Origin of the sequence: Myxococcus sp. AM010 (assembly GCF_013372585.1) — a bacterium.
In the GTDB taxonomy this organism is placed as follows: Bacteria; Myxococcota; Myxococcia; order Myxococcales; family Myxococcaceae; genus Myxococcus; species Myxococcus vastator.
The window spans coordinates 1-11117 of sequence record NZ_JABXEO010000139.1; the positions used below are offsets into that span (position 1 = coordinate 1).

Here is an 11117-nt window from a genome sequence, read left to right on the forward strand (position 1 = left end):
GACTCGTTCTCCATTTCCTCCCGCCGTACTGCCCCCAGGGCAATCGCATCGAGCGGGTGTGGCTCGACCTGCATGCCAACGTCACCCGCAATCACCGCTGCCGCACCATGGACCAGCTCATGGTCCGGGTGCATGCCTACCTCTCCGCTCGAAATGTCCAGCGCTCCGCCAGTCCATCCCTGCGACGAGTCGACCTCAGGCGCACATCCTGAGGCCGTTCGAGAATCACGAACCTCGGTTTAGGGGCACCGCCACCACCTCGGACTTCTTCGGAGCCCTCACCCAGGCCACCGGCGAGGACGTGGCGCCCGTCTTCTCCTCCTTCCTGGACCAGCCGGGCGCGCCGCGCGTCGCCATGACGCTGGAGTGCCCCAGGGAGGGGCCACCCCGGCTGGCCCTGGAGCAGCGGCGCTATCTCCCCCTGGGCTCGCCGGGCGGACGCGGCGACGCGCAGGTGTGGCAGGTGCCGGTGTGCGTGCGCTACGCCGCCGGGGGCACGGAGGGCCGCGCCTGCACGGTGCTCTCGGAGCCCACGGGCACGCTGCCACTTGATGGCGCGGAGGTCTGCCCGGCCTGGGTCCACCCCAACGCGGAGGGCCGCGGCTACTACCACGCGCTGCTGCGCGGTGACGCGCTGGAGCGACTGACGCGGCAGGGAGGCAGGGGCCTCAGCGTCGCCGAGCGCCGGGTCCTCCTGGACGACGCCGAGGCCCTGGTGGCCAGTGGCGACCTGGACGTGGCCCAGGCCCTGACGCTGGCCACGCGCCTGCTGCGCGCGGACGACCCGGACCTGGTCATGGGCGCGGCGGCCCTGGTCGCCAGCGTGCGGGATGACTTCGTCCCGTCGTCCGCGAGGCCGAACCGGGCACGCTTCGTCCGCGGCCTCTTTGGCGGCCAGGCGCGCCAGTGGGGCTTCGTGCCGCGCCCGGGTGAAAGCGACGACGTGCGCATGCTGCGGCCCCGGCTGGTGGGGCTGGTGGCCCAGTCCGGCGAGGACGCCCTCCTGCGCACGGAGGCCCGGAAGCTGGCGCTGCGCTGGCTGGAGGACCGACGCTCCCTCTCCATGGACGCCGCCCCGGGCGTGCTGGGCGCCGCGGCGGCCTCGGGGGACGCCGTCCTGCACCAGCGGATGCTGGACGCGCTGCGCACCACCACGGAGCGCCGTGAGCGAGACCTGCTCTTCGCCACGTTAGGGGGCTTCCAGGAGGCCGCGCTCGCCAGCGCCAGCCGGGCCCTGCTGCTGGCGCCGGACGTGGACACGCGCGAGGCCCTGCCCATCCTCTTCCGGCAACTCGAGGAGCCGTCCACCCGCGCGGGCGCGTTCGACTTCCTGCGCGAGCACTTCGAGCCGCTCCGGGAGCGGCTGCCTCGGGACATCGCGCCCTGGCTGCTGGGCACTGGCGGACTCTTCTGCGACGCCGAGCACCGCGCGCGATTCGAAGCCTTCTTCGCGCCCTACGCGCCCACCTTTGAAGGGGGTGAGCGCGCCCTCGCGCAGGCGCTGGAGCGCGTGGACCTGTGCATCGCCCAGCGCGAGGCCCTGCGCCCCGGCCTGGAGCACTTCCTGCGCCGCTACTGACGTCAGCGCTTGCGCGCGAGCATCATCCCGTCCCGCACCGTCAGCAGGACGTGCTCCACGCGAGGGTCCGCCGTGACCTTCGCGTTGAAGTCGACAATCGCATGGTCATTGGGGGCCTCCGGCTGGAGCACCCGGCCCGACCACAGGACGTTGTCCGCGATGATGAGCCCGCCCTGCCGCAGCAACGGCAACACCGCGTCCCAGTAGGCGGCATAGCTCGGCTTGTCCGCGTCGATGAACGCCAGGTCGAACGGCCCCTGGAGCGTCTTCAGGGTGTCCAGCGCCGGCCCCATGCGCAGGTCGATTTTCCGTCCATGCGGACTGCGCAGGAAGAAGGCGCGTGCCACGTCAGTGGCCTCCGGGTTGACGTCGCAGGTGATGAGCGCCCCGTCATCCGGTAGCGCTTCCGCCATCATCAAGGCCGAGTAGCCGGTGAAGGTCCCGATTTCCAACACCCGCCGCGCACCCGTCAGGGCGACCAGCATGCGCAGGAAGGTGCCTTCGACGGACCCGACCTGCATGTGGGGGGAGGACATCCGCGCATACGTGACATCACGGAGTTCATCAAAGAGGGGCGCGGGTGCCGTGGTGTGAGCGTCCGCGTACGCCTCGACTTCGGGAGGAACGAGGGTGAGCTTGGGCATGTCCCATCGATTAGCACGTACCGCGGGGCCCCCCACTTCAGGTTGCCGTCAGACGCCTCGTGCATAACTTTGTCGTCGCTTTGGGTGGAGGAGACCTCGATGCTGGCAGCCAGAATCGGTGGTGCGCGCGCGGATGTGTCCCGGTGCATCGCCGCGAGCCTCCAGTGTCAGGTTTCCTGCGAAGAGGGCATGGCCCGCAGGGTGGCGCGTGGGGAGCCGCTGTCCGGCGAGGTGGTACGCCTGCTCCGCCAGTGCGCCGAGCTGTGCGAACTGAATGCACGCGCGCTCCAGAAGGAGAGCCGGCTGGCCCGCCGCACCGCGAGCCTCTGCTTCGACCTGGCCAACCTGGTGGCCCGGGCCTCGTGGCTGGACGCGGAGGACCGGGATTCGTACACGCTCGCGCGGGACGCGCTGCAGCTGGCCCGCGCGTGCAGGCCCCTGCTCTTCGCCTGAGTCAGAAGCGCAGGTGCGGGCTGAGCACCAGCGTGGGCCCCGCGCCTGTACAGATTGTGTCCGCGGGCTTCGTGTTGATGTCGCAGTGCTGGTAGTAGCCACCCAGGGTGACGCCCAACGGGCCGAGGATGCGCACGTCCAGACCGGCGCCCGCGGCCAGGGCGAGATGCGTGCTGGAGTACAGGCGCGGAACCACGGCATCCGAATCGATTTGGGTGGAGGTGCTGGTCCCGACACGTAGCGCCAGCCAGGGCGAGACACGCCGGTCCCGAAGGAAGCCATAGCGCGCCTCTCCGGCGATGCCCCAGAAGCTGCCCCGCGGATGCTGCCGAAGCGCGTCCCCAGGGGTCCATGCGTCCAGGTCCGCGGCTTGGGACGTGTTGAAGGTCCGGCCCCACTGCAATGCGACCCCGAACTCCACATTGAGTCGGGTCATCACGAGCAGGTGGGCGCTCAGGAGGCCGCCCCGATGGTCGCTGTTGTTCCCAGCGAAGAGGCCACCTCCACCGGCGAGCAGAAGCCCCCACTCCGGCGCCGCGGGCGCCTCCGCCTTCGCAATGCCAGGCAGTAACAGACCGAACAATACGGCGGACATCATCAGGTGGGCGGGCATCACATCATCCTTCAAGGCACGCACGCCGGCCCGGCGCTGTCATGGGTATCGCGGCGGACTCAAGCCGCCTTCTGCGTGAGAATACCGGAGAGCAGCTCGTTGAGGGCGTCCACCTGTTGCTGCTCATGGCCCGACTGGGCCTGGACGATGCCGATGGCGCGCTGGAGGACATGCCGCGCCGCCTCGGGAGCGTCATGCACGACGGGGCGCGAGAGGAAAGCTGCTCCTCCCGCGCCCCGGTATCACGAACCAGCGTTCAAGATGACGCCGGGACTACAGGTCCAGCAGCCGCGCCTGGAACCCATTGCTCCCCGTCGAGGTGAGCAGCACCAGTTGGCCGTTGTGCACGAAGACCCGCTGGGCCACGCCCGGGTAGTACGCAGCCGAGAGGATGTCGAACTGGCGGTTGAGCACCCGCAGCTGAGTCCTGTCTCCCACGGTGTCGATGAGGTAGAGGCGCTCACCGTGGAAGGCGATGTCCACGAACGACAGGCCGATGCTGGTGCGATACGTCAGGTCCGCCGTGTTGAAGAGGAGGCCACTCCCCGTCACGACCGCGGAGCCATCCGGCCACAGCCTCAGCGGCGCCCTCAGGTTGTAGGCTCCATGGTAGGGCGAGTCGATTTCAGCGCCCAGCATGCCCGCCTCCATGTCCACCTGCACCCGGTTCAGGTCCTGTGGCGAGACACCGCTGTCGGCGAAGTAGATGGTGTTGTTCGCCTCCGAGAACAGCAGGCTCACCGCGCTGCCCCTCCAGTCCACCGCCGCGACCCGAGCGCCCGTGGCCCGCTGAAAGAGCGCATGCGTACCCCAGGCCCCGGAGCCATCGATGGTAAACAGGTAGCGGTCCGCGACCACCATGCGCGACACCGACGCAGGCGCCGCGGCGAAGAAGCGGGCCGTGCCACCCTCCGTCGAAGTGAAGGCGTCGATACGCCCTCCCGTGTAGGCCAGGTATGCGGCCTGACCGTCCGGAGCGACCGCCATCGAGGTCGCATCGCCCGTCCCGATGTAGGCGGACAGGAAGCTCCGGGTCGACAGGTCGAGTCGACGGATGCGATCCGCGTTGCCGTCCAGGAAGTGGATGACGCCATCGCTCGTCAGCGTCGCGTCCTGGTAGGAGAAGGCGAACGCGGCCCCGCCCAGCACGACGCCCGCATCCGGGTCCACGCCGCCATCACTGCCACCATCCGGCGTGGGCTCCCCCGTCTCCAGGCGACCCGAGATGTCGATGCCACCCGTGGTAGCGCCCGGGCAGTTGACCGGGTTGCGCTGCAGCACGAGGCTCGCCGAAACCACCTCGCCGGCCACGACGTCGACCACAGCGCTGCCCGCGTACACCTCCAGCATGGACGCGTTGTAGGCAATCACACGCACTGCTCGACCGGTTCCCGCGGGCACCTCGGACACCTGCCCCCGGATGGCCGTGCCGTCGACCAGGAGTGGAACGGGCCCGATGACCGGAAGGTCCTGCGCGGAAACGGTGGCCTCCGCGGTCGTGACGCCGCAGGCATCCCCCGCCAGGGAGATTTCCATTCGGACGGATTCGGTTTCACCTGCGTTCTCGGACGGCCCTTCGCTGTTGCACGCAGCCACCAGCGCGCCGGCCACCCACATCAGCCCAACTCGACTCAGGATTCTCATGAATGTTCCCCCTCCGCGCGGGTCCAATACGACAAGTGCGGTTCCCGTGCAATGCGTTGCAAGCGTGGGCTCGGAACGCCCGTGCCCACGGCCACGCAATGACGGCTGGCTTCGCAAAGCCTGACAGACCCACTGAATTCGCGGCGACTGCCGATGCGGCGGACGGCACAAGGCGTTCCACGCATCAGCGATGAGTCATGGCGACCTCAGCCACGCCTTCATGCATGTCTATACATGCGTTTTGGAGACACGCCCCCCCGCACGCCAGCCCCCGCGAAGCCGCCGACAATGATTCGCACTGCGAACCTCAACTCCCACTCCTTCGCGATATCCGCCTGCGTCGGCGCAACAGGTGGCGGAGCGAAGTAGCGTGCGGGTGGTACTTCATGTCCGACCACGTCACACTCTTCCCGATTTTCCGCCCTCTTTTGCCTTGCGCCTCCGCCATCACAGAACGGACGGCCGAGGCACGAGGTGGCATCAATGCCATCCCCCCGACGGACACACGCGCTCTCAAGCGCTCAAAGCGAGACACCGTAGAGCGCGCCGTACTTCTCCTTCAGGTACGCCAGGAAGTCGGTGTCCGTGAGGCCCTGCCCCGTCACCTGCCTCACGCGCTCCTCCGCAGAGAGGCGGAAGCCGTGCTGGTGCACGTGCGTGCGCAGCCAGTCACGCAGCGGAAGCAACTCCCCCCGCCCCAGGTGTTCCTCCAGCTCCGGCAGGTCGCGCCTCGCGGCGCGGTAGAGCGACGCCGCATACAGGTTGCCCAGCGAATACGTGGGGAAGTAGCCCAGCTCGCCCCAGGCCCAGTGGATGTCCTGGAGCACGCCCTGCGTGTCGTCCGGCGGGGTGAGGCCCAGGTACTTCTCCATGCGCGCGTTCCACGCGGCGGGCAGGTCCTCCACCGGCAGCTCGTCGCGCACCAGCAGCAGCTCCAGCTCGTAGCGCAGCGCGATGTGGAGGTTGTACGTCACCTCGTCTGACTCGATGCGGATGAGCGACGGCCCCACCGCGTTCACCGCGCCGTGGAAGGTCTCCACGTCGGTGCCGGACAGGGCCTCCGGGAAGGCGGCGCGCAGCGCGGGGAAGTAGTGCCGCCAGAAAGGCAGGCATCGGCCCACCATGTTCTCCCACAGGCGTGACTGGGACTCGTGCAGCCCCATGGAAGGCGCGGCGGCCAGGGGCGTGCGGTGGAGCTCCGGCGCGAAGCCCTGCTCATACAAACCATGGCCCGCTTCATGGATGGTGCTGAAGATGGCTGGGAATGGCGTGGCCGTGTCAACGTGCGTGGTGAGCCGCACGTCCAACGGGTGCGTGCCCCCGGTGAAGGGGTGGATGCTCAGGTCCTGGCGGCCCGCGTCCAGGTCGAACCCGATGTCCTTCAACAGCCTCAGGGTGAAGGCCCACTGCGCGTCCTTGTCGTAGTGACGGCCCAGCAGGAAGGGCGCCACCGGCCGGCTCACCGCGGTGAGCTTGCCCACCATGGGGATGAGGTGCTCGCGCAGCGCGGACAGCACCGGCGTCAGGCGCGCCACGCGCATCCCCGGCTCATGGCCTTCCAGCAGCGCGTCATAGCGCTCTCCGTCATGGCCATACGCGTCCGCCTGCTCCCGGCGCAGCGACAACAGGCGCTGGAGCGCGGGCTGGAAGACGCTGAAGCGCCTTGTCTGCCGGGCTTCCCGCCAGGCGGGGATGGCATCGCTGATGGCCCCCGCCAACGCCCGCACCAGGGGCGCGGGGACGCGCACCTCCCGCTCCCGCTCCCGCGTCAGCACCGTCACCATGGCCCGGGCGTCGTCGGACAGGTCCGCCCGCGAGGCGGCCTGGGCCAGGGCCCCCCCCCAGCCGGGGGTCCACGAGGCGCTCATGGTGCAGCCCCTGCAGGGTGGAGAGCTGATGGGAGCGCGCGGGGCCGGCCTTGGCGGGCAGGTACGTCTCCATGTCCCAGGTGGCCAGGCCGATGAGGCCCTGAAGGTCGCGAAGCTCCTGCATCCGGGTCAGCAGCCAGGTATCCATGCCCGGATTCATAGCCCGCTTCGCGGCGCACTATCGCGAAAGACGCTGTCGGGAGTATGAGGGCTGCGCGATGGCCAACGTCATTCAGTTCTTCATGTCCCCCGAGGACGAAGTCGCCTTCTTCCGCTTTCTGGAGCGCTTCGTCCTGGAGGTGTATCCCCGGCGCGTCCCACAGGATTGGGAGACCTTCCGCGCGAACATGGAGAACCTGGAGCGGATCCCCCAGGAGGACCTCTACATGGTGGCCTCGGAGCTGGGTCCGGCCATCGTCGACAAGGTGAAGCGGGGCCCGGACAAGGGCTACTGGCGCATCGACGAGGTGCGCTCGCCCGTCATCTTCATGGAGCGCTGCCGCCCCAACGAAGAGGGCGAGCTGCTCAGCGGGAAGATGTGGGCGGAGCTGGACATCACCGCGCAGACGGGCCGGAAGAACGCGGCGCCCGACAAGTTCCGGCGGCTGTTCCACGAGGTCGAGGAGTACATCAAGAAGACGTGCCGCAGGAGCGAGCCCAAGGGCTTCTACGTGGGCCCCAAGGCGGCGCGGCTCTGCAAGGAAGGGCTCGTGCTGCGCGACTCCGCCTTCCGCGGCGGCACGGTGGCGCCCTACAAGTAGCCGCGGCGCCTCAGCGCGGAACCATGGGCAGGGTGAAGGAGAAGGTGCTCCCCTGCCCTTCGCGGCTCTCCACGTTGAGCGTCCCGCCGTGCGCGGCCACCAGGCTCCAGGCGATGCTCAGCCCCAGCCCCGTGCCGCGTCCCGGTGAATGGCTGGCCCGCCAGAAGCGCTCGAAGAGGTGCGGCGCGTGCTCGGCGGGGATGCCGGGTCCGGAGTCCTTCACGGAGACGCACACCCGCTCCCCCTCCACCAGGCTGGCCCGCACTTCGATGTCGCCGCCGGGGGGCGTGAACTTGATGGCGTTGCTCACCAGGTTTGCCAGCACCTGGAGGATGCGCTCGCGGTCGGCGAGCACCGGCGACAACCCCGGCGCCAGCGCCACCGTCAGGCGTTGCCCCTTCTCCAGCGCGAGCGGCCGGAGCACCTCCAGCGACTGCGCCAGCAAGGCGTCCACCGGCACGGGCTGGAGCAACAGCGGGATGGGCATCCCGCGCAGGCGCGCCCGGTCCAGCAGGTTGCCGATGAGGCTGCTCATCTGCTGCTCGGCGAGGACGATGTTCTCCAGGTAGCGGCGCCGGCGGTGCTCCTTCTCCGGCGCCGTGCCCGCATTCAGAATCATCTCCGCGTTCATCCGCACCGCGAGCAGCGGCGTCTTGATGTCATGGGAGACGACGGTGAGCAGCTCGTCCCGCCAGCGCACAGCCTCCTGGGCTTGAAGGAACAGCGCCTCCGCGCGCTCACGCAGGCGCACCTCCCGGCGCAGGGCATGCTCCCTGGACAAGGCCACGGCCAGCAGGTTCGCCACCGCGTCCAGCAGCGACAGCCCGTCCTCCCCCAGCTCCACCGACTCCACCGACTCCACGTGGAGCACGCCCAGGACGCCGTCCTTCGCCACCAGTGGCAGGGTGACTGTTCCCGGAACCTGGGCCGGCCCCGCTTCGAACCCACCTCCGCTCGCGGCACACCCTTGCGGCGCGACGCGCTCCAGGCCCACGAGGTACGCGTACGCGGCGGCGGCATGCGCCACGGCCTGGGACGGAGGGGACTCCTCGCCCGCGGACGGATGCCACGCCATCAAGCAGGGCCGCTCCGGAACGGGCACCCCGGACGCGTCCACCCCCTCCAGCAGGAGCGCGGCGCGGACCGGCAGCCATCGGGAAAGGCGGTCCACCAGCGCGGGAAAGCTGGCCGCGACGCCATCGGAAGCGCAGAGCAGCTGCCCCACCTCGTGGAGCTGCGCCAGGTGGCGGCGGGCCTGCCCCCGCTTTCGCCAGGCGCGACGGGGCCGCCGGCGGGAGGCTGGGACCTCCGGGTGGGCGGAGTCATCCCCCGCTGGGCTCCTCGGCGCCTTCATCGAGGGCGCCCCGTCCCTTCCGCCGACGGGCGCTCCACGGCCAGCAGCGCCTCACGGAGCGCGGCGGAGAGGACCTCGCCCGTCAGCGCCCCGAGGACGCGCAGCCACTCCTCGACCAGGACCACCAGCGACTCCTCCAGCCGCTCCGGGTCGAGTTCCGCCACGACCGGACGCAGCCCCTCGAAGCGAAGGCCCTCCGGCGTGACGGCGAGCGCCGACAGGTGCGGATGGGCCTGGACCACCCGGTGGAGCACCCGCTCCAGGATGACCACCAGGGTGACCTCACCCAGGGCCAGACGGCCACGGCGCCACAGCGCCTGGAAGCCTCGCTCGAACAAGTCCAGCAGCGCGGGCGGCGATGGGCGCGGCACCTGGCGCTGGCGCCAGGCACGCACGGATTCAGGAAGGAGGGGGTGCCGCTCAGACATGCAGTGGGCCGGCGGAGGGGCTTGGGACGGGGCCCGGCTCAGGCGCCCGGCGTCAGGACCGTGGCCTGCCGGAGCTGCGGGGCCTCGGAGACGAACTTCAGCTCCGGGTGCTTGTCCTCGGCGTGCTGGAGCGCCCAGTCATCCCGGAAGAGCACCAGGGGCAAGCCGTCCCGGTCCTGCACCGTCTGACGGTTGCCTTCCCAGTCGAACGCCTTCGGGTCGAAGTTGGCGCCCACCACCCAGCGCGCATGACTGAAGGGCAGCCGGTCGAGGGCGATCTTCGCGCCGTACTCGTGCTCCAGGCGGTACTGGAGGACCTCGAACTGGAGCGCGCCCACCACGCCGACGATGGGGTCCTTCATGCCCATCTGCAGCTGCTGGAAGATCTGGACCGTGCCCTCCTCGGAGAGCTGCTCCAGGCCCTTCTCCATCTGCTTGCGGCGGAGCGGGTCCTTGCTGCGGACGACCGCGAAGAACTCCGGGCTGAAGCGCGGCACGCCCTCGAACTCCACGCCGGTGCCCTCCGCCAGCGTGTCGCCGATGCGGTACTGCCCCGGGTCGAACAGGCCGATGACATCCCCGGGCCACGCGTCCTCGATGGAGGTGCGCTCGGCGGCCATGAACTGGCTTGGCTTGGCCAGCCGGACCTCCTTGCCCAGGCGCGAGTGGAAGGCGCTCATGCCCTTCACGTACCGGCCGCTCACCACGCGCATGAACGCGATGCGGTCGCGGTGCGCGGGGTCCATGTTCGCCTGAATCTTGAAGACGAAGCCGGCGAACTTCGGGTGGGTGGGCTCGCGCGGCCCCTGCGTCGTCGAGCGCGACGTGGGCGCGGGGGCCAGGTCCAGGAAGGCGTCCAGGAACGGGCGCACGCCGAAGTTGGTCATCGCGCTGCCGAAGAACATGGGCGTCAGCTGCCCCGTATCGCTCTTCTCGCGGGTGAACTCGTCGCCGCCGATGTCCAGCAGCTCGATCTCCTCGTGCAGCTTGGCCAGCTCCGCCTCGGTGAGGATGGTCTTGATTTCATCCGAGTCGATGGAGACCGAGCGCTCGCCCACCTCGGACTCGCCGTGGGAGCCCTCGGCGGAGAAGACGTGGATGACGCGGGCCTGCCGGTCATAGACGCCGCGGAAGTCCGGGCCCATGCCGATGGGCCAGTTCATCGGGTAGGAGCGGATGCCGAGCACCTGCTCCAGCTCGTTCATCAAGTCCAGCGGCTCGCGGCCGTAGCGGTCCAGCTTGTTGACGAAGGTGAAGATAGGGATGTTCCGCAAGCGGCAGACCTTGAAGAGCTTCTTGGTCTGCGGCTCCACGCCCTTGGCGGCGTCGATGAGCATCACCGCCGCGTCCGCCGCGGCCAGGGTGCGGTAGGTGTCCTCGGAGAAGTCCTGGTGACCCGGCGTGTCCAGCAGGTTCACCGCGTGGTCGCGGTAGGAGAACTGGAGGACGGAGGAGGTGACGGAGATGCCGCGCTCCTTCTCCAGCTCCATCCAGTCGGACGTGGCATGCCGCCGGGCCCGCTTGGCCTTCACGCTTCCGGCCAGGTGGATGGCGCCGCCGTAGAGCAGCAGCTTCTCGGTGAGGGTCGTCTTGCCCGCGTCGGGGTGGGAGATGATCGCGAAGGTGCGCCGCCGGGCGACCTCCCTTTGGAGCTCGTTCGTCATGACCCGGGGCCAACTATCACGGGCGGTGCTTCCTTGCAGCTTGCAAGCGGCGCTTGCCGCCCGGCTGGGGCCCCATGCGAGGCTGCCCGCCCCCCACCTCCCCTTGGAG

The 11117-nt window shown here is 69.6% G+C and carries 11 protein-coding genes and 1 pseudogene; 4 read left to right on the forward strand and 8 right to left on the reverse strand.

The window, feature by feature from the left end; translation table 11 throughout:
• Together HV826_RS34700 and HV826_RS34705 are read left to right on the forward strand one after the other, a co-directional pair.
• Nucleotides 1-212 (forward strand): transposase (locus HV826_RS34700; RefSeq protein ID WP_176418186.1); only part of this gene is annotated, 212 nt, incomplete at its 5' end.
• Between the two features lie 89 nt (nucleotides 213-301).
• Nucleotides 302-1579 carry an ERAP1-like C-terminal domain-containing protein gene (locus HV826_RS34705; protein ID WP_368671059.1) on the forward strand — a complete coding sequence of 426 codons (1278 nt, stop codon included), beginning with the start codon at nucleotides 302-304 and terminating at the stop codon, nucleotides 1577-1579.
• 2 nt (nucleotides 1580-1581) lie between these two features.
• On the opposite strand, the gene HV826_RS34710 is transcribed toward HV826_RS34705, so the two are convergent.
• Complete coding sequence (locus tag HV826_RS34710) at nucleotides 1582-2223, reverse strand: O-methyltransferase (RefSeq protein WP_176421312.1); 642 nt, start codon at nucleotides 2221-2223, stop codon at nucleotides 1582-1584.
• A 99-nt stretch (nucleotides 2224-2322) separates the two neighbouring features.
• On the opposite strand from HV826_RS34710, the gene HV826_RS34715 reads away from it, so the two are divergent.
• Entirely contained in the window at nucleotides 2323-2676 is a 354-nt protein-coding gene (locus tag HV826_RS34715) for a hypothetical protein (protein WP_255208503.1), read from the forward strand.
• A 1-nt stretch (nucleotide 2677) separates the two neighbouring features.
• On the opposite strand, the gene HV826_RS34720 is transcribed toward HV826_RS34715, so the two are convergent.
• The 4 genes and pseudogenes from HV826_RS34720 to HV826_RS34735 all read right to left on the reverse strand — a co-directional run bounded on the left by HV826_RS34720 (nucleotide 2678) and on the right by HV826_RS34735 (nucleotide 6961).
• A complete protein-coding gene (locus HV826_RS34720) occupies nucleotides 2678-3289 on the reverse strand; it encodes a hypothetical protein (protein ID WP_176421314.1) in 612 nt (203 codons plus the stop codon).
• A gap of 59 nt (nucleotides 3290-3348) precedes the next feature.
• Nucleotides 3349-3489: a hypothetical protein gene (locus tag HV826_RS34725; RefSeq protein ID WP_255217558.1), complete on the reverse strand. Its 141-nt coding sequence runs from the start codon at nucleotides 3487-3489 to the stop codon at nucleotides 3349-3351.
• 73 nt (nucleotides 3490-3562) lie between these two features.
• On the reverse strand, nucleotides 3563-4825 hold the full coding sequence (locus HV826_RS34730; RefSeq protein WP_255217559.1) for a hypothetical protein: 1263 nt from the start codon (nucleotides 4823-4825) through the stop codon (nucleotides 3563-3565).
• A 629-nt stretch (nucleotides 4826-5454) separates the two neighbouring features.
• A pseudogene (locus HV826_RS34735) lies at nucleotides 5455-6961 on the reverse strand (carboxypeptidase M32).
• A gap of 58 nt (nucleotides 6962-7019) precedes the next feature.
• On the opposite strand from HV826_RS34735, the gene HV826_RS34740 reads away from it, so the two are divergent.
• Nucleotides 7020-7562: a hypothetical protein gene (locus HV826_RS34740; RefSeq protein WP_176421315.1), complete on the forward strand. Its 543-nt coding sequence runs from the start codon at nucleotides 7020-7022 to the stop codon at nucleotides 7560-7562.
• 10 nt (nucleotides 7563-7572) lie between these two features.
• Here the strand turns inward: HV826_RS34740 and HV826_RS34745 are convergent, their stop codons facing one another.
• From HV826_RS34745 to HV826_RS34755, 3 genes are all read right to left on the reverse strand, one after another.
• Nucleotides 7573-8916: a cell wall metabolism sensor histidine kinase WalK gene (locus HV826_RS34745; RefSeq protein WP_176421316.1), complete on the reverse strand. Its 1344-nt coding sequence runs from the start codon at nucleotides 8914-8916 to the stop codon at nucleotides 7573-7575.
• On the reverse strand, nucleotides 8913-9311 hold the full coding sequence (locus HV826_RS34750; RefSeq protein WP_368671060.1) for a hypothetical protein: 399 nt from the start codon (nucleotides 9309-9311) through the stop codon (nucleotides 8913-8915). The genes HV826_RS34745 and HV826_RS34750 overlap by 4 nt, the downstream gene beginning before the upstream one ends.
• Nucleotides 9312-9382: 71 nt before the next feature.
• Complete coding sequence (locus HV826_RS34755) at nucleotides 9383-11008, reverse strand: peptide chain release factor 3 (RefSeq protein ID WP_176421318.1); 1626 nt, start codon at nucleotides 11006-11008, stop codon at nucleotides 9383-9385.
• Nucleotides 11009-11117 lie beyond the last annotated feature (109 nt).

Excerpts from the sequence above, each read along its gene's own strand:
- HV826_RS34710 (WP_176421312.1), bottom strand. The coding sequence starts at position 2,223 with ATGCCCAAGCTCACCCTCGTTCCTCCCGAAGTCGAGGCGTACGCGGAC.
- HV826_RS34715 (WP_255208503.1), top strand. The coding sequence starts at position 2,323 with ATGCTGGCAGCCAGAATCGGTGGTGCGCGCGCGGATGTGTCCCGGTGC.
- HV826_RS34720 (WP_176421314.1), bottom strand. The coding sequence starts at position 3,289 with ATGCCCGCCCACCTGATGATGTCCGCCGTATTGTTCGGTCTGTTACTG.
- HV826_RS34730 (WP_255217559.1), bottom strand. The coding sequence starts at position 4,825 with ATGGAAATCTCCCTGGCGGGGGATGCCTGCGGCGTCACGACCGCGGAG.
- HV826_RS34740 (WP_176421315.1), top strand. The coding sequence starts at position 7,020 with ATGGCCAACGTCATTCAGTTCTTCATGTCCCCCGAGGACGAAGTCGCC.
- HV826_RS34745 (WP_176421316.1), bottom strand. The coding sequence starts at position 8,916 with ATGAAGGCGCCGAGGAGCCCAGCGGGGGATGACTCCGCCCACCCGGAG.
- HV826_RS34755 (WP_176421318.1), bottom strand. The coding sequence starts at position 11,008 with ATGACGAACGAGCTCCAAAGGGAGGTCGCCCGGCGGCGCACCTTCGCG.